This window comes from Pseudomonas sp. NPDC089743, from assembly GCF_044748785.1.
GTDB classification, from domain to species: Bacteria; Pseudomonadota; Gammaproteobacteria; order Pseudomonadales; family Pseudomonadaceae; genus Aquipseudomonas; species Aquipseudomonas putida_X.
In genome coordinates, this window is the sequence record NZ_JBIVGS010000003.1 from 57,518 (window position 1) to 73,350 (window position 15,833).

General features: G+C 63.2%; 18 protein-coding genes. 11 read left to right on the forward strand and 7 right to left on the reverse strand.

The genetic code is table 11. The annotated features are described in order from the left end of the window. Positions 1-144: 144 nt before the first annotated feature. From ACIPZC_RS07085 to ACIPZC_RS07100, 4 genes are all read left to right on the forward strand, one after another. Entirely contained in the window at positions 145-483 is a 339-nt protein-coding gene (locus ACIPZC_RS07085) for a hypothetical protein (protein ID WP_012316305.1), read from the forward strand. A gap of 240 nt (positions 484-723) precedes the next feature. Next, the gene (locus tag ACIPZC_RS07090; protein ID WP_008092009.1) at positions 724-1,212 is read left to right on the forward strand and encodes a TIGR00645 family protein; all 489 of its coding nucleotides are present in this window, start codon (positions 724-726) and stop codon (positions 1,210-1,212) included. A gap of 144 nt (positions 1,213-1,356) precedes the next feature. After that, positions 1,357-1,662, forward strand: coding sequence for a DUF6482 family protein (locus tag ACIPZC_RS07095; RefSeq protein ID WP_400625888.1), 306 nt, complete (start codon positions 1,357-1,359; stop codon positions 1,660-1,662). 85 nt (positions 1,663-1,747) lie between these two features. Continuing rightward, positions 1,748-2,365 carry an FKBP-type peptidyl-prolyl cis-trans isomerase gene (locus tag ACIPZC_RS07100; RefSeq protein WP_241806287.1) on the forward strand — a complete coding sequence of 206 codons (618 nt, stop codon included), beginning with the start codon at positions 1,748-1,750 and terminating at the stop codon, positions 2,363-2,365. Between the two features lie 124 nt (positions 2,366-2,489). Here the strand turns inward: ACIPZC_RS07100 and ACIPZC_RS07105 are convergent, their stop codons facing one another. The 3 genes from ACIPZC_RS07105 to ACIPZC_RS07115 all read right to left on the reverse strand — a co-directional run bounded on the left by ACIPZC_RS07105 (position 2,490) and on the right by ACIPZC_RS07115 (position 4,289). After that, entirely contained in the window at positions 2,490-2,735 is a 246-nt protein-coding gene (locus ACIPZC_RS07105) for a hypothetical protein (protein WP_012316301.1), read from the reverse strand. Positions 2,736-2,818: 83 nt separating this feature from the next. Further along, a complete protein-coding gene (locus tag ACIPZC_RS07110; RefSeq protein WP_267818828.1) occupies positions 2,819-3,160 on the reverse strand; it encodes a zinc ribbon domain-containing protein YjdM in 342 nt (113 codons plus the stop codon). 160 nt (positions 3,161-3,320) lie between these two features. Then, on the reverse strand, positions 3,321-4,289 hold the full coding sequence (locus ACIPZC_RS07115) for a polyprenyl synthetase family protein (RefSeq protein WP_241806289.1): 969 nt from the start codon (positions 4,287-4,289) through the stop codon (positions 3,321-3,323). 245 nt (positions 4,290-4,534) lie between these two features. On the opposite strand from ACIPZC_RS07115, the gene rplU reads away from it, so the two are divergent. The 5 genes from rplU (at position 4,535) to ACIPZC_RS07140 (ending at position 8,226) form a co-directional block, all read left to right on the forward strand. Further along, a complete protein-coding gene (rplU, locus tag ACIPZC_RS07120; protein ID WP_008092021.1) occupies positions 4,535-4,849 on the forward strand; it encodes a 50S ribosomal protein L21 in 315 nt (104 codons plus the stop codon). Between the two features lie 38 nt (positions 4,850-4,887). Next, positions 4,888-5,145 carry a 50S ribosomal protein L27 gene (gene rpmA / locus ACIPZC_RS07125; protein WP_008092023.1) on the forward strand — a complete coding sequence of 86 codons (258 nt, stop codon included), beginning with the start codon at positions 4,888-4,890 and terminating at the stop codon, positions 5,143-5,145. Between the two features lie 190 nt (positions 5,146-5,335). Further along, the gene (gene cgtA, locus ACIPZC_RS07130) at positions 5,336-6,562 is read left to right on the forward strand and encodes an Obg family GTPase CgtA (protein ID WP_400625892.1); all 1,227 of its coding nucleotides are present in this window, start codon (positions 5,336-5,338) and stop codon (positions 6,560-6,562) included. Positions 6,563-6,649: 87 nt separating this feature from the next. Beyond that, complete coding sequence (gene proB, locus ACIPZC_RS07135) at positions 6,650-7,768, forward strand: glutamate 5-kinase (RefSeq protein ID WP_241806291.1); 1,119 nt, start codon at positions 6,650-6,652, stop codon at positions 7,766-7,768. Further along, the gene (locus tag ACIPZC_RS07140; protein WP_267818821.1) at positions 7,765-8,226 is read left to right on the forward strand and encodes a CreA family protein; all 462 of its coding nucleotides are present in this window, start codon (positions 7,765-7,767) and stop codon (positions 8,224-8,226) included. Before proB ends, ACIPZC_RS07140 begins: the two co-directional genes overlap by 4 nt. A gap of 77 nt (positions 8,227-8,303) precedes the next feature. Here the strand turns inward: ACIPZC_RS07140 and mksF are convergent, their stop codons facing one another. From mksF to mksB, 3 genes are read right to left on the reverse strand one after another with little or no spacing between them, the layout of a single operon-like run. Next, positions 8,304-11,135 carry an Mks condensin complex protein MksF gene (gene mksF, locus ACIPZC_RS07145; protein ID WP_400625895.1) on the reverse strand — a complete coding sequence of 944 codons (2,832 nt, stop codon included), beginning with the start codon at positions 11,133-11,135 and terminating at the stop codon, positions 8,304-8,306. Next, entirely contained in the window at positions 11,132-11,839 is a 708-nt protein-coding gene (mksE, locus tag ACIPZC_RS07150; RefSeq protein ID WP_400625897.1) for an Mks condensin complex protein MksE, read from the reverse strand. The genes mksF and mksE overlap by 4 nt, the downstream gene beginning before the upstream one ends. Next, positions 11,829-13,106, reverse strand: a complete 1,278-nt coding sequence (gene mksB / locus ACIPZC_RS07155; RefSeq protein WP_241806295.1) for an Mks condensin complex protein MksB — start codon at positions 13,104-13,106, stop codon at positions 11,829-11,831. Before mksB ends, mksE begins: the two co-directional genes overlap by 11 nt. A 221-nt stretch (positions 13,107-13,327) precedes the next feature. Here mksB and ACIPZC_RS07160 point away from each other — a divergent pair, with 221 nt between their 5' ends. Beyond that, positions 13,328-14,116, forward strand: coding sequence for an energy transducer TonB (locus ACIPZC_RS07160; RefSeq protein ID WP_400625898.1), 789 nt, complete (start codon positions 13,328-13,330; stop codon positions 14,114-14,116). Then, entirely contained in the window at positions 14,113-14,568 is a 456-nt protein-coding gene (gene rimI, locus ACIPZC_RS07165; RefSeq protein WP_012316291.1) for a ribosomal protein S18-alanine N-acetyltransferase, read from the forward strand. Before ACIPZC_RS07160 ends, rimI begins: the two co-directional genes overlap by 4 nt. 72 nt (positions 14,569-14,640) lie before the next feature. Here rimI and ACIPZC_RS07170 read toward each other — a convergent pair whose 3' ends face one another. Next, complete coding sequence (locus tag ACIPZC_RS07170; RefSeq protein ID WP_400625899.1) at positions 14,641-15,795, reverse strand: hypothetical protein; 1,155 nt, start codon at positions 15,793-15,795, stop codon at positions 14,641-14,643. Positions 15,796-15,833: the final 38 nt, after the last annotated feature.

A 15,833-nucleotide genomic window follows, 5' to 3' on the forward strand; every position in this document is an offset into this window, starting at 1 on the left:
CGGCCATGTGCTACCGTTCAGCGCCGGTTTTCCATCTTTTTGCGTTGCTCTTCTATGCTGGAACTTAGGACGGCGTCAGGGTTCAGGATGGAAACAGCCCGAACGTTTCGAGCTGAACACGGCTTATTGGAGGGGGACGCGGCCATGCGCAACCTCTGCCTTACTCGCCAGTGCCTGGGCCTGGTGACGCGTATCGAATGCAGCATTCGCCCATTGGCCGGTGATAACGGCATGTGGACCTTGCTGTTCGCTGCCGGCATGGCCGGTGAGCAACCCTCAGCCATCAAGGCCCAAGGACCGTTCCATGGGCCGTTGGTCGCCGAGTCCGTGCTCAACGCCATTGTCGACAGCCTTACCCTGCATGGGTACCAGGTGGCCGAAGATCCGCAGATCTGGTGCCTGCACCTGCAGGCGCAATTGCGCCGGATCAACGGTGAACGTTGTCGCAACCTGGGGGACTATCAGTTCCACCCTGAAACTTGAGCGCTTGTTCCTGGGGCAATCGCGGGCAAGCCGGCGCCTACAGCTAGGGCGCCGGCCCTATTCAGCAACTGACGCACCCGTCGTGGGAGCCGGCTTGCCGGCGATCACCGGTGAAGCCGGTGCCATGCACCGCTGTGTTTGCGCGACACGCAGCCCGCTTGAGCCCGGGCTTTTGCTGTAACAGGCGGCTGGCTATACTCGGCGTCGCTTTTTCAGTCACCTGACGAGTCCCAACCCTCCATGGAACGTATTCTCGAAAACGCGATGTATGCCTCGCGCTGGCTGCTCGCCCCTATCTACTTCGGCCTTTCCCTTGGCCTGTTGGCCTTGGCGCTGAAGTTTTTCCAGGAAGTCATTCACGTCCTGCCCAACGTATTCGCCTTGAGCGAAGCCGACCTGATCCTGGTGATCCTGTCGCTGATCGACATGTCGCTGGTGGGCGGCCTGCTGGTCATGGTGATGATCTCTGGCTACGAGAACTTCGTCTCGCAACTGGACATCGACGACAGCAAGGAGAAGCTCAACTGGCTGGGCAAGATGGACTCTTCGTCGCTGAAGATGAAGGTCGCTGCCTCGATCGTGGCCATTTCCTCCATCCACCTGCTGCGGGTGTTCATGGACGCGCAGAACATCTCTACCGACTACCTGATGTGGTACGTGATCATCCACATGACCTTCGTGGTGTCCGCCTTCTGCATGGGTTACCTGGACAAACTCACCAAGCACTGAGCCCTTGCCGGCCCCTGCGCAGGCTTGCCGGGGCTGGGGCCGGCGCGGCCCAACTGACGAGCGGCGTCAGTAATGCCTTGTGTATTCCCAGGTCCTGTACAAAAAATGAGCACTCATGCCGGGTTGCAGCAGCGAGGTGCTCCCATGAACCTGCATCAGCTCAATACCGAGGCCAGGGCCGGCCATGTCGATGAATTGAACCTGATTGCCATCGAAGGTGGTGATTACCTGATCGAGGCCCGTATCAAGGGCCATGCCCACCCCTTGGCTGATACCCGCGGTGAACGCCTGCGCGTGCACTCGGTGGAAGACGCCCGCACGTTGCTGCAAACCATCCCGATGGTCTCGATGAACCTGGTGCACTGGTCCGTGCAGGACGAAATGTGCGGCATGGGTTCGCACCCCGAAGAAGACCTCAAGGTACCCATTTCCCAGCGTTCGGCCTGGTAGCTGCTCGCAGCGTCCCAGTGTGCTAGGCTGCTCGCCCTTTTCATCAAGGGCGCGGCTGCACTGCGCCCTGCAGTGGAGCACGACAATGTCCGAACTCAACCTGTCCACCGACGAAACCCGCGTCAGCTACGGCATCGGCCGTCAGCTGGGCGGCCAGCTGCGCGACAATCCGCCACCAGGCGTCAACCTGGAAGCCATCGTGGCCGGCCTGACCGACGCCTTCAACGGTGCCGACAGCCGCGTCAGCGAAGCCGACCTGTCGGCCAGCTTCAAGGTTATCCGTGAAGTGATGCAGGCAGAAGCTGCTGCCAAGGCTGAAGCTGCTGCTGCCTCCGGTAAGGAATTCCTGGCCGAGAACGCCAAGCGCGAAGGCATCACCACCCTTGCCTCGGGCCTTCAGTTCGAAGTGCTGACCGCAGGCGAAGGCGCCAAGCCGACCCGCGAAAGCAACGTGCGTACGCACTACCACGGCACGCTGATCGACGGCACTGTGTTCGACAGCTCTTACGAGCGTGGCCAGCCGGCTGAATTCCCGGTCGGTGGCGTGATCGCTGGCTGGACCGAGGCCCTGCAACTGATGAATGCAGGCAGCAAATGGCGCCTGTATGTGCCGAGCGAGCTGGCCTACGGCGCCCAAGGCGTCGGCAGCATCCCGCCGCACAGCGTGCTGGTATTCGACGTCGAGCTGCTCGACGTTCTGTAATGCCTCTGGGGCCGCTTCGCGGCCCTATCGCCGGTAAGCCGGCTCCCACCAGGGCCGCGCAGAACCTGAGGTTTGCACTGCACCTGGCGCCGGCTTGCCGGGGGTGAGGCCGGTGCTGCCGGCTTCAATTCCAGTCTGTTCCCACCGGGCGCAACGCCCGCGCATAACAGAACAGGAACAAATTGCGCACCAGCTCCTTGAGCACCACCGGTTCACTCGAATTCAACCCGCTCATGTCCAGGTCACCCTGGTCACGCAGTTCGTCGAGCGCTTCTTCTTCGAGCACGGCGCACACTTCGCCGGTTTCGCGATGCAGGATGCGCAGGTAAGGGTGGGGGCGGTCCAGCCAAGCGTCGATCAGATAAGTCATGGCTATTCTCCTTGGGTAACGGTCCAATGAGAATAATTCTTATTATCAAAATAGCAAGAGACTATTGGCTGTTTTTCAGGTAATCAGACCTTGCGCACGAATTCCGACTTCAGCTTCATGGCGCCAATGCCGTCGATCTTGCAGTCGATGTCGTGGTCGCCGTCGCACAGGCGGATATTCTTGACCTTGGTACCGACCTTGACCACCAGGGAAGAACCCTTGACCTTGAGGTCCTTGATCACGGTGACGGTGTCGCCGTCCTGCAGCACATTGCCCACTGCATCCTTTTTCACCACGTCATCGCTGCCGGCATCGGCTTCGCCGGTGGCCGACCACTCGTGGGCGCATTCAGGGCAGATCAGCTGGGTGCCATCCTCGTAGGTGTACTCGGAATTGCATTTAGGGCAGGGCGGCAAAGTGCTCACTTCGGTTCCTTAAACAGACAGACGGTTAAAGGCCCATATTGTATAAGGTTTTAACAGGGAAATGTTTTTGTCCGCACAAATGCATCGCGGGCAAGCCTGCTCCTGCAGAACCCTGTGGATCCTGCGGAGCGGGCTTGCCCGCGAGGAGGGTGACGCGACCTTAGTGCGTGCGCGCTACGGCAAACTCACTCAGCTCCACCAGTGCATCCCGGTATTGGCTGGCTGGCAGCACTTCCAGGCACTCAATGGCCCGCTTCACGTAATCACGAGCCAGCTGCGCGGTGTAGTCCAGCGCGCCCGAAGCCTCGACCGCCACGCGGATCTGCTCCAGGTCTTCCAGGCCACCCTTCTGGATCGCCTTGCGCACCAGTGCAGCCTGCTCAGGCGTGCCTTCGCGCATGGTGTAGATCAGCGGCAGGGTGGGCTTGCCTTCGGCCAGGTCGTCGCCCACGTTCTTGCCCAGGGTCTGCGAATCGCCTTTGTAGTCGAGCAGGTCGTCGACCAGCTGGAAAGCCACGCCCAGGTGGTCGCCGAAGGTGCGCAGCGCCTCGCGCTGCTCGTCGGTGGCACCGGCCAGCGCGGCGGCGCTGTGGGTCGAGGCCTCGAACAGCATCGCGGTCTTGCCCCGGATGACCTCCATGTACACTTCTTCGGTGGTGCTGGCATCGCGCACCCGCGACAGCTGCAGCACTTCGCCTTCGGCGATCACCCGGGTGGACTTGGAGAGGATCTGCATGACCTGCATGGAGCCCAGCTCGACCATCATTTCGAACGAGCGCGAATAAAGGAAGTCGCCCACCAGCACGCTCGGTGCGTTGCCCCACAGGGCATTGGCGGTGGAACGGCCGCGGCGCATGCCGGACATGTCGACCACATCGTCGTGCAGCAGGGTGGCTGTGTGCAGGAATTCGATGGTTGCAGCGAGCAGGCGCAGGTCGTCGCCCTCGCGGCCCAGAGCCTTGCCGCACAGCAGCACCAGCAGCGGGCGCAAGCGCTTGCCACCGGCCGACGTGATATAATCGCCGATCTTCGATACCAGCGGCACGCGCGAGGTCAGCTGCTTCTTGATGATCTCGTCGACGGCGCTGAAATCGTCAGCTACCGCGCGGTAGAAGGTTTGGGGTTGCATCGGCTGCTCCAGTGAGGTTGCGCGGCATGCTAGGTCGCGGGTCCCGGTGTGTCAAGGCGCGCCGCCCGGTGAGCGGGGCCGGTACTTGCAAGCAAAACCACGGTTGCGTACAATCGCGCACCCTAACTTCCTGGGCAGCACCTGCCTTACGCAATTGCGCCGGGCCGTTCCAGCCCTGTGCAGCCATGCCAGCCAATACTCATCATATAAAGCGCTGGGTGAGCAGGATTATCGGAGAAATACCCATGTCTTACGCAGTAATCGTTACCGGCGGCAAGCAGTACAAAGTCGCTGAAGGTGAATTCCTCAAAATCGAAAAGCTGGAAATCGCCACTGGCGAATCCGTGACTTTCGATCGCGTTCTGCTGGTTGCCAACGGTGAAGAAGTCACCATCGGCGCTCCAGTCGTCGCTGGCGCTAAAGTTGTTGCCGAAGTCGTTTCGCAAGGCCGTCACGATAAAGTACGCATCATCAAGTTCCGTCGCCGTAAGCACCACATGAAGCGTATGGGCCACCGCCAGTGGTTCACCGAGATCAAAATCACCGGTATCCAGGCTTAATCGCTCAGATCCCCTGAATTTATTTGGAGAATTGAACCATGGCTCACAAGAAGGCTGGTGGTAGTACTCGTAATGGTCGCGACTCAGAATCGAAACGCCTTGGCGTGAAGATGTATGGCAGCCAGGTCGTCAAGGCCGGCAACATCATCGTCCGTCAGCGCGGCACCCAGTTCCACGCCGGCTACGGCGTTGGCATGGGCAAGGATCACACCCTGTTCGCCAAGATCGAAGGCGTGATCAAGTTCGAGAAGAAAGGCGAGTTCAACCGCCGTTACGTGAGCATCGTCGCCGCTTAATCGCGACGTCGCTCCAGAAGCCCCGTCATGCGACGGGGCTTTTTCGTTTGTGGTGAGCCTCTTGCAAAGCTGTTTGTATGGGCTGCCGGCGTGGGTTTCTTCGGTCGTACGGGGCCGCCGCGCTCATTTTTGCAAGAGCCTCAGGTTTTTTAAGTATTCAGCTCGTCGGAAGGCGAGAGGCGGTTTTTGAATGAAGTTTGTTGACGAAGTATCCATCCGGGTCAAGGCCGGCGATGGTGGTAACGGTTGCATGAGCTTCCGTCGCGAGAAGTTTATCGAGAACGGTGGCCCCAACGGGGGGGACGGTGGCGATGGCGGCTCGGTGTACATGGTGGCCGACGAAAACCTCAACACCCTGGTTGACTACCGCTATACCCGTCACCACGAAGCCCAGCGCGGCGCCAATGGTGGCAGCACCGATTGCACCGGCAAGAAGGGCGAGGACCTGTTCCTGCGTGTGCCGGTCGGTACCACCGTGATCGACACCTCCACGCAGGAAGTGATCGGTGACCTGGTCACCCCTGGCCAGAAGCTGATGGTCGCCCAAGGCGGCTGGCACGGCCTGGGCAACACCCGTTTCAAATCCAGCACCAACCGTGCGCCGCGCCAGACCACCCCAGGCAAGCCGGGCGACCAGCGCGACCTGAAGATGGAGCTGAAAGTCCTGGCCGATGTGGGCCTGCTGGGCCTGCCGAATGCCGGCAAGAGCACCTTCATCCGTTCGGTGTCGGCCGCCAAGCCGAAGGTCGCCGACTACCCGTTCACCACCCTGGTACCGAACCTGGGCGTGGTCAGCGTCGACCGCTGGAAGAGCTTCGTCATCGCCGACATCCCTGGCCTGATCGAAGGCGCATCCGACGGTGCCGGCCTGGGTATCCGCTTCCTCAAGCACCTGGCGCGTACCCGCGTGCTGCTGCACCTGGTCGACCTGGCGCCGCTGGACGGCAGCAGCCCGGCCGACGCCGCCGAAGTGATCATCAACGAGCTGACCCGCTTCAGCCCGTCGCTCACCGACCGTGAGCGTTGGTTGGTGCTGAACAAGGCCGACATGCTGATGGACGACGAGCGCGACGAGCGCGTCAAGGAAGTGGTTGAGCGTCTGCAGTGGGAAGGCCCGGTCTACGTGATCTCGGCCATCGCCAAGCAGGGCACCGAGCAGCTCTCTCACGACCTGATGCGCTACATCGAAGACCGCGCCGATCGCCTGGCCAACGACCCGGCCTACGCCGAGGAACTGGCCGACCTGGACCAGCGCATCGAAGACGAAGCCCGCGCCCAGCTGCAGGCCCTGGACGACGCCCGTACCTTGCGTCGTACCGGCGTCAAGAGCGTGCACGACATCGGCGACGATGACGCGTGGGACGATGATTTCGAGGACGACGAAGACGGCCCGGAAATCATTTACGTGCGCGACTGACCGGTTGCAGTACACTAAACGCCGCTCTCTGGAGCGGCGTTTTTGTATCCACGGTATCTACAGATTCGACATAGGTTGGAAGAGAAGATGCGAAGCAAGGTGACTGGCGCCAAGCGCTGGGTCGTGAAGATCGGTAGTGCATTGCTCACGGCCGATGGCAAGGGCCTCGACCGCGGTGCCATGGCCGTATGGGTCGAGCAGATGGTTGCCCTGCGTGAGGCGGGTGTTGAGTTGGTGCTGGTGTCCTCTGGGGCCGTGGCTGCCGGCATGAGCCAGCTGGGCTGGACCGCACGACCGAGCGCGATGAACGAGCTGCAGGCTGCCGCTTCGATCGGCCAGATGCGCCTGGTGCAGGCGTGGGAGTCGAGCTTTGGCGAGCACGGCAAGCACACCGCGCAGATCCTTTTGACTCACGACGACCTGTCCGACCGCAAGCGTTACCTCAACGCCCGCAGCACCTTGCGCACTTTGGTCGACTTGGGCGTGGTGCCGGTGATCAACGAAAACGACACCGTGGTTACCGACGAAATCCGCTTCGGCGACAACGACACCTTGGCCGCGTTGGTGGCGAACCTGGTCGAAGCCGACCTGCTGGTGATCCTCACTGACCGTGACGGCATGTTCGACGCCGACCCGCGTAACAATCCAGAGGCGCAGCTGATCTACGAAGCCCGTGCCGATGACCCAGCGCTCGACGCCGTAGCCGGCGGTACCGGCGGTGCCCTGGGCCGGGGCGGCATGCAGACCAAGCTGCGCGCCGCACGCCTGGCAGCCCGTTCTGGTGCCCACACCATCATCATCGGTGGCCGTATCGAACGGGTACTTGACCGGCTCAAGGCTGGCGAGCGCCTCGGTACCCTGCTGTCGCCTGAGCGCGGCATGCTGGCTGCGCGCAAGCAGTGGCTGGCTGGCCACTTGCAAACCCGCGGCACTCTGGTGCTGGACGCCGGTGCCGTGCAGGCGCTGCGCCAGGCCAACAAGAGTTTGCTGCCGGTAGGTGTGAAGACCGTCCAAGGCAGCTTCCGCCGTGGCGAAATGGTGGTGTGCGTGGGCCCCGACGGCCTGGAAGTGGCCCGTGGCCTTGCCAACTACAGCGCGCTGGAAGCACAGAAAATCATCGGCCAATCGTCCGATGCCATCGAGTCCCTGCTTGGCTACAGCGCCGAGCCGGAGCTGGTCCACCGTGACAACCTGGTGCTGGTATGAACATGCTCAAACGCGTGATTGCCGTGGCGGCCCTGGCGCTGCCGGTGCTGGCAGGGGCCGAGGAAATCGGCCAGGTATCTACGGTGTTCAAGTTCGTCGGGCCCAACGACCGCATCGTGGTCGAGGCCTTCGATGACCCCAAGGTCGAAGGTGTGACCTGCTACCTGTCGCGCGCCAAGACGGGTGGAGTGAAGGGTGGCCTGGGCTTGGCCGAGGACCGTGCCGAGGCGTCGATTGCCTGCCGCCAGGTGGGGCCGATCAACTTCAAGGGTGAGTTGAAAGATGGCGAGGAGGTGTTCAAGGAACGCACCTCGCTGGTGTTCAAGACCATGCAGGTGGTGCGCTTCCTGGACAAGAAGCGCAATACACTGGTGTACCTGGTGTACAGCGACCGCATGATCGAAGGCAGCCCGCAGAATGCGGTGACGGCGATTCCGATTCTGCCTTGGGCCCATTGAGGCAACAGCGGAGGCCTTCGGCCTCCCATCACCGGCTTGCCGGCGAGGGGCCGCAAAGCGGCCCCGTCACACACTAATCAGGCCAGCTCCTCGGCCTGATCCTCGCGCACGATCGCCTTCTCCACATCACGACGGCTGATGTACTTCCAGTCCGCTTCGTCGATGTAGATGCCATTAGGCCCGCTACCGCCTTCCAGGTCGATCGCTACATGCGCCGATACCTGTGGCTTCACGCTCGCCAGAATCGGTACGAAGCCCAGCTGCAGGCTGGTCTCCAGGAGCGCGGCCTGGTTGCGCTCGTCGATGTCCGCCGCTTCGTCCAGGTAGTAAGGCAGGCGAATGCGCCCGGCCAGGTCGCGATCCATCAAGTGCAGCAACAGGTACATGTTGGTCAGCGCCTTGATGGTCATCGTGGTGCCGTTGGAGGCGGCGCCGTCGATGTCGGCGTGGATCACCGGCTGGCTGTTGATCTTGGTGATCTCGAACGCCAGTTCGAACAGGTCCTTGAGGCCCAGCTGGTTGTGGTTGGCCGCCACCAGCCGTGCCAGGTACTCCTTGGCTTCTTCGTTCTTGTGATCCTGCTCCGAATTCTGAGTCAGGTCGAACACCGACAGGGTCTCGCCTTCCTCGTACTGGCCGGCGCTGTGGATGATCTGGTCGATATGCTTGAGCGCTTCCTTGTTCGGCGCCAGTACCACGCGGAAGCTCTGCAGGTTGGAAACCTGGCGCTTGTTGATCTCGCGGTTGAACAGCGCCAGCTGGTGCTCGAGGCTGTCGTAGTCGCTGCGGATGTTGCGCAGGGTGCGAGCGATGTCGGTGACTGCGGCGCGGCGCGCCTTGGCCAGGGTCAGAGCCTCGTCGGTGCGGTGGGCATACGCATTGACCAGGAGCTGCAGGCGCCGCTCCATGTCATCTTCACTGTCGAACTTGGCCACGCCCTTGAGACGCACCTGGGCGTACAGCGCCTCGATCTGGTTGTCGACGCGCTGCAGGGCCTGCCAGCTGTCCTGGTAATCGTTGAGCAGCGGCAGCAGGTTGTCCATGGAGTCGTCAACCGCTTCCATGAACGGCGTGCCGAACGGCAGGTCGGCAGGTAGCAGCTGGCGACGGCGCAAGGCGTCTTCCAGGGTGCGCTGCTTGGCTTCCAGGTCGGCGATCTGCCGCCCGACCAGTTGCAGCTTGGCCGACAGTTGCTGGACGCGCTCGGTGAAGGCATCGCTGGAGCGTTTGAGTTCGTCCTGGGCCGCTTCCAGTTGCGCCAGTTGTTCCAGCTTCTCCGGCTCTTCCGCCGCCAGGGTTTCGCTGCGACGGTAGTCTTCCAGGGCCTTCTGTGCGTCCAGCACCTGCTGGTACAGGGCTTCGGTCTGGGCTTTGGAGGCGCTGCGGTCGGCTGCCACCGATTGCTGGGTCTTGAGCTGCTTGAGCTCGCGCTCCAGGCGGTCCTTCTGGTCGCGCAGGGCCGCGCGGTCGGCCAGGGCTTGCAGGGCGGGAGGGTCGATGTGCGAAAGGTCGATGGAAATGCCCGGGGCCTCGAAGCGCTCGCCCTTGAAGCCATCGAGCACCGCTTCCAGCGATTTCACCCACAGGTCGCTGTCGTCCAGTTCGATACCGCGCTCGCCCAGCGGCAGGCTGAACAGTGCGCCGTTGAACAGGCGCATCAGGCGGTCGACGTCTGCCTGCGAAAACTCTTCGCGCAGGCGGGCGTAGCTGTTGTTGTCGGCGTGGTCGAGCTGCTGCCTGACCTGCTTGAGGCGTTTTTCCAGGTCGCGTACACGCTCGTCGAGGTCTTCGGCAGAGAACTGCCGCGACTGGGCCAGGGCGCCGGCCAGTTCGTCGTGGGCATCCTTGGCGGCCAGCAGTTGCTGCTCCAGCACTTTGACGTCATCGACCAAGGCAAAGCGGTGCTTGAGCACCGACAGCTCACCGAGCCAGCGCTGGATACCGGTGATTTCACGTTCCAGGCGCATCAGCTCCTGGGTGCCGCCACGCTGGTCGTTCTGCAGGCGGTCCTGCTCGCCGCGGTAGTGCTCGGCCTGGATCACCAGCTCTTCCTTGCGCGCCATGGCGTATTCCTGCCAGGTGCCCAGCAGGTTGTCGAGCAGTGGCGAGAGGCGGTGCAGCTTGCCGCGCAGGATGTCGCGCTGGGCCACGCCGCCGGCCAGGGCTTCGACCAGCGGGCCGGCGGCAACCAGCGCGTTGTAGTCCTGCTCCATGCGGCGTACGTCGCGGAAGGCTTCTTCACAGGCGGCGATGTAGTCGACGCTGCCCGAGCGCAGGCTGTGCTCGAACGCGTCGAGGAACAGCTGTTTGAGCTTGGCGGCGGTGATTTCGCGCATGTGCAGCAAGTTGATGAACAGTGCCCGGAAGGTTTTCAGGCTCTGTTCGCTGGTCGAGCGCAGCGGGATCATGGTCAGGTCCAGCGGCACCGACGTGTGGCCGCCGACCAGCAACCGGCGCAGCTCGTCCGGCTTGAGCTCGTAGGCTTTGAGGCCCAGGCGTTCGAGGTTGGTGAACAGCTCTTTCTGGCGCAGGCAGGTGTCGTTCTTCTGGTAGTGGTCCAGGTCCAGTTCACCCTTGTAGGCAAAGAACTGGTGGCCGAAACCGCCGCCCGGCCCGCGCCCGACCACGCCAACCACGTGGGGCCCGTGGGGCAGGTTGAGTTCGCAGAGAATGTACGAGGTGTCGCTGGCGAAGTAGAAGCGGCGCGACTGCTCCAGGCTGTACTTGCCGAAGCTCATGTCGGACATGCGCGCCAGGATCGGGAACTGCAGGGCGTTGATCGAAGCGGATTTGCCCAGGTTGTTGGCGCCGTAGACCGACAGCGGGTGCTCCAGCGGGAACAGGCCCAGGCTGTAGCCGGCGGTGTTGAGCAGTGCGAAGCGGCGGATGCCGTAGCGTTCCTGGCTCATGCGTCAATCTCCTGTTGCTCTTCGCGGATGGCCCGGGCCAGGGCCTCTTCTTCGCTTTCTTCGCCCTCGAACGGGGTGAGGTCGAGCGGGTCGTCGGTGTGGGCCAGCGCTTCGGGGCTTTCTTCCTCGACCAGCACCGGCGTTGGCAGCGGCAGATCGCTGTGCAGGCTGGCGGCCAGGTCGCGGTCCTGCTGCACCGACAGGCACACATCGAGGAACCGGTGCATCGGCGGCAGGAAGCGGTAGATCCCGCCTTCCTCGTGGGCGAAGCCGAGCTGGGTCATGCGGCGCATGATCTTTTCTTCCAGCTCGTCGACGGTTTGCACTTCAGCCTGCAGGAACAGGTCACGGTATTTGTCCAGCAGCGAGGGCAGCTCATCACGCCCGATGCTGCCGCCGTCGAGTACCGCCATCGGGTCGCGGCCCTGGTCGGCCAGGTGTTCGACCAGAATGAAGGTGAACAGCGACAGGCGCTGGGCGGTCTTGTTGACCTGTGCGGCGGCCTGCTCGGGGACGAAGTAATAGAAGCCGCGGGTATCGCACACCAGCTCGAAGCCCAAGGCCTTGAACAGGGTGCGGTACTGGTCCTGGAAGTTCGACAGCTGGGCGTACAGCTCCGGGTCGCGGCGGCTGATGTGGAACCCTTTGAACAGCTCGCGGAAGATCGGCGCGAGCTGGGACAGTTCGGAAAGATCAAGATGCATTGGCTGGGCTCGCGTTGGTTTCAGGTTGCGCTTCGCGGCTGGATGTCAGGGCGTACGAGCGCAGGCTGACCAGGTGTTCGTGGGTGGTGTACTCGCGCCGTTCCAGGCGTTCGCGCTTGAAGCGCTTCTCACGTGACAGGCGCGAGAACCAGTACAACAGTTCGTCGGTGGCGCCGTCGGGCTCCTGGTCCAGCAGCCAGACCATCAGGTCAGGCAGCGGCAGGGCATCTTCGCAGCGCTCGAGCATTTCCTTGACCGTGCGTGGCGCGCGTGGCAGCGGGCCAGTCTGGGTCTTGTGCGCCTTGGGGAACCTGGCCGGTTTCGGCTCGAAGCGGGCGAGGGCATAAACGTACGCCTCGACCTGGCTGGCGCTGCCCAGGAAGGTGCTCTGCGGCCGGGTGAACAATGGCATGGCCGCCTGCGGCACCGCGTCGATACCCTTGCGCCGGATCACCGACAGGGCCAGGGCGGCGCCGCGGGTCACGGCATTGTGCCGGCGCGCTTCTTCGCGCAGCGGCAGCAGCAGTTCACGGGCGTGGCGCAGGGTCAACTGGGCGCTGGTCTGCATCTCGAGGATGCGCGCATGGGTGCGCAGCAGCATGTCGTCGTCGACCAGGTGGCCCAGGCGCGCCTGTTCGCCGAGCAGTTTCAGCAGCACGGTCTCGACCTTGCGCACGCCCTGCTCGAAGGCGCCGTCGGCGTTGACCAGCTGGATCATCGGCTCGACGTATTCGTCCCAGGTCGCCAGTACTTCGGCATAACGCTGGCGCAGCGGGATCTGGCGGTTGCTGGTCTTGGCCCGTTCGGCCACGGCGACCAGCGCCTGTTCATCGTTGTCGAGCTTCTTCAGCACGTCGCGCACGCGCATGTCGAGCAGGCGCAGCTGGCGCGCCAGGTCATCGCTGTCGCGGTTGTCGAAGGCATCCTGGATATGCCCGGCAAGGCGCTCCAGGTGGCGCAGGTAGGCCTCGATCTCCAGGCACAGGCCCAGACGGTGCTCACGGCGCAGGTAGGCGAGGAAGTCGTGGATCTGGGCGTTGAGCTCGAAACGGTTCGGGCTCTTGGCCACCGGGACCAGGATATCCAGGCGGATCCACACGTCGAGCAGCTGGGTGATGTCCTGCGGCGTGCTTTCCACTTGCTGGCGGCCCAACTGCTGGCGCAGCTCGACCAGGCTCAGGGTGCCTTGGTCGAAACGCTCGCACAGCGGCTCGATCAGGGCCCAGTGTTCGGCTAGGGCGCGCAGGACGCGCTTGGGTTCGATCATTGGCGTCTACTCGTTGCCAAGTAAAAAGGGGGCGATTGTACTGCATCCGGGGGTGAGGATTTCACCCCTTGGTCTGTAATCAGGGATAACCCTGAGTTGCCTGGGGGGTTCACTGGCCCCCTGGCCAGATCAGGCGGCAATTTTCTGCCGACCAGTTGCGGCGCTCGGCAGCCAACAGCGTTAGAATGCCCGCTTGTTCCAGCCCCCCGGATACCCGTGCCTTGCTGACCGAGCCCCGCCGCCGCGCCTACCTTTCCGCCATGCAAGTGGTGCATTGGCTGCCGCGCGCCGAACTGCCGTTCGCTGCGCCGTCGCGGCCCGAGCTGCTGTTGCCGCAGGTTCCGGTCGAGCAGGCCGCGTTCGAGGTCAGGCCTTCGCCAGCCTCTGACAACGAAGCGCCGGTCGCACCACAGGCGCGCTCCGGGGAACGGCCGAAAATCGAGATTCCGCGCCCGGGCACTACCCCAAAGCCCGCTGCCAAAGCGGTCGAGGCCGAGGAGCAAGCCCCCGCGCCACGCCCGGCCCCCGTGCCGCCACCGCGTTTTTCGCTGCAACTGCTGCGCGCCGGCAACTGCCTGCTGCTGGTGGAATTGGCCACCGGCCAGCCGTTCCAGAGCCGCGACCCGTCCTACCTGCTGCTCAAGGACATGCTGCGCGCCGCAGGCCTGCCAGATGCCCCGCAGATCATCGGCGAGCCGGTGCGCTGGCCGCTGCTGGTGCGTGGCAACATGGACCAGGGGCCGGACGCAGCGCGTGATTTCGTCCAGGGCTTCATCCAGGCGCGCCTTGAACAAGCCCCTTGCACCTGCCTTTGGCTGATCGGCATGCCGGCCTTGCGCTTTGCCGCCAATACCGACGCCCAGGCCTATTACCAAGTACTCAAGCTCGACGGCCTGGGCGATGCCTGGGCCTTGCCGGGCCTTGAACTGTTGATGGACGAGCCGCAGCGCAAGGCGGACGTCTGGAAAGCGATGCGCCAGCTGATGGCGCGCTGGAAGAGCGTTGAATGAGTGAATCGATCAGTTTCCGCCCCATGACCGAGGCGGATCTGGATGCCGTGCTTAAGATCGAATATGCCGCGTTCAGCCATCCCTGGACCCGCGGGATTTTCCAGGATGCGCTCAAGTCCTACGAAGTGTGGCTGATGTTCGATGGCCAGCAGCAGGTCGGCCATGGTGTGATCAACGTGATCATCGACGAAGCGCACCTGCTGAACATTACCGTCAAGCCAGAGAACCAGGGGCGTGGCCTGGGGCTGCGCTTGCTTGAGCACCTGATGGCGCGCGCGTATCAGCTCAATGGGCGGGAGTGCTTCCTGGAGGTTCGGGCCAGCAACCAGTCGGCCTATCGCCTGTATGAGCGCTACGGCTTCAACGAGATTGGCCGGCGGCGGGATTACTACCCGGTGGCTGGCGGGCGTGAGGATGCGCTGGTGATGGCGTGTACCTTGCTCGAAGACTGACAATGCGATGCGTTTGCTGGCCTCTTCGCGGGGCAAGCCCGCGCCCGCAGAGGCCAGCACGGGCTGCATCGATCAAAGATCCTGAAGCCTCTCGATTGGTGCACGCAAATCCCTCAGGGCCCTCGTAACCACCCCCGTATTGCACTTGGCCGCTGCCTGCTCTGGTGGGTACTTGCGTACGGTGCGGAAGAACAATTCACAGGTCTGCTTCTTCTGCGTGACCTGCCACTTGTTCGAGCACGCTTCCAGCGTCAGCTTCGCATCGGCTTGCCGATTGCGCCCCATGCCGGCCTGCCAGCACGCCGCCGTCAGGTCCTGGCCCATCATCTTCAGCCCTGCTGCATCAGCTTCGTCCTCGTTGCCACCATGGCTTTGCTTGTCTGCCGCATACCAGATCGCGCTCGGGTGGTTGGCTCCCAGCACCGGCACGCTGGCGCCCGCCTGCGGGCTGATGCTGACCAGGCCCAGCACGCCGACGCGGGGCCCATACTGCTGCTCGACCCAGCTGCGCACGGGGGCGCCGAAAGCCACCATCGGCAGGGCTGATGCATCCAGGGGCACGGTCATCTCCCTGACCATGCGGGTCTGGTAAGTGTTGAAGTAGCTGTAGGTGTCTTTCAGCGCTTCCCCGGCACTGGCCGGGGCTGCAATCGGGGCGATATCGATGATGGTCTGGTAGGCCGGTGTGTCGCTGGCCGCCACGCCATTGAAGGTCAGCAGCTCTGCCCAGCGGTCCGTGGTGTTGGAGCGCAGGTAGTCCTGGGCCTGGGTCAGCGAATAATCTGGCGGGAAATGCAGCAGCTCAATGCTGCGGCGGTTCTGCAGGGCCATGCCCAACGGCAGGAACAGGTACCAGTCGTAGGACCATTTGCCGTCCCTGTTCAGCTCGGTGGCGCCTTGGTAGGCCAGCTCGCCGCTGTCGAGCAGCTGGCGCAGTGGCTCGGTATAACTGGCTGGCACATCGCTGATGGTCGCGTGCAGGCGGTCTGCGTCGCGGCTCACGTGCACCTGGGCGCCCGCGTAGCCGTCGCGGCGTACGCTCATGGTCAGGTAGTGCTCGACCGTCTGCTCCAGCGTCCATGGGCGAAAGCAGATCACGTGGCAGTTGTTGGGGAATGCGAACAGGCGAGTGACACGCTGGGCATCGCCCAGGTCGATCTGAGCATCGGCTGCGGCCAGCCCGCTGAAGGCGAGGGCGGCCAGGCTGGGTAAGGCAATCTTGTGCATGCTTAACTCCTTGTAATGGCCGCCCCGATTGGCGGCGA

Bases quoted from the DNA above. Each gene is read 5' to 3' on its own strand.
- rpmA (WP_008092023.1), top strand. From the start codon at position 4,888: ATGGCTCACAAGAAGGCTGGTGGTAGTACTCGTAATGGTCGCGACTCA.
- rimI (WP_012316291.1), top strand. From the start codon at position 14,113: ATGAGTGAATCGATCAGTTTCCGCCCCATGACCGAGGCGGATCTGGAT.
- ACIPZC_RS07170 (WP_400625899.1), bottom strand. From the start codon at position 15,795: ATGCACAAGATTGCCTTACCCAGCCTGGCCGCCCTCGCCTTCAGCGGG.
- rplU (WP_008092021.1), top strand. From the start codon at position 4,535: ATGTCTTACGCAGTAATCGTTACCGGCGGCAAGCAGTACAAAGTCGCT.
- mksE (WP_400625897.1), bottom strand. From the start codon at position 11,839: ATGCATCTTGATCTTTCCGAACTGTCCCAGCTCGCGCCGATCTTCCGC.
- ACIPZC_RS07090 (WP_008092009.1), top strand. From the start codon at position 724: ATGGAACGTATTCTCGAAAACGCGATGTATGCCTCGCGCTGGCTGCTC.
- ACIPZC_RS07100 (WP_241806287.1), top strand. From the start codon at position 1,748: ATGTCCGAACTCAACCTGTCCACCGACGAAACCCGCGTCAGCTACGGC.
- ACIPZC_RS07085 (WP_012316305.1), top strand. From the start codon at position 145: ATGCGCAACCTCTGCCTTACTCGCCAGTGCCTGGGCCTGGTGACGCGT.
- mksF (WP_400625895.1), bottom strand. From the start codon at position 11,135: ATGAGCCAGGAACGCTACGGCATCCGCCGCTTCGCACTGCTCAACACC.
- cgtA (WP_400625892.1), top strand. From the start codon at position 5,336: ATGAAGTTTGTTGACGAAGTATCCATCCGGGTCAAGGCCGGCGATGGT.
- ACIPZC_RS07105 (WP_012316301.1), bottom strand. From the start codon at position 2,735: ATGACTTATCTGATCGACGCTTGGCTGGACCGCCCCCACCCTTACCTG.
- ACIPZC_RS07095 (WP_400625888.1), top strand. From the start codon at position 1,357: ATGAACCTGCATCAGCTCAATACCGAGGCCAGGGCCGGCCATGTCGAT.
- ACIPZC_RS07115 (WP_241806289.1), bottom strand. From the start codon at position 4,289: ATGCAACCCCAAACCTTCTACCGCGCGGTAGCTGACGATTTCAGCGCC.
- proB (WP_241806291.1), top strand. From the start codon at position 6,650: ATGCGAAGCAAGGTGACTGGCGCCAAGCGCTGGGTCGTGAAGATCGGT.
- mksB (WP_241806295.1), bottom strand. From the start codon at position 13,106: ATGATCGAACCCAAGCGCGTCCTGCGCGCCCTAGCCGAACACTGGGCC.
- ACIPZC_RS07140 (WP_267818821.1), top strand. From the start codon at position 7,765: ATGAACATGCTCAAACGCGTGATTGCCGTGGCGGCCCTGGCGCTGCCG.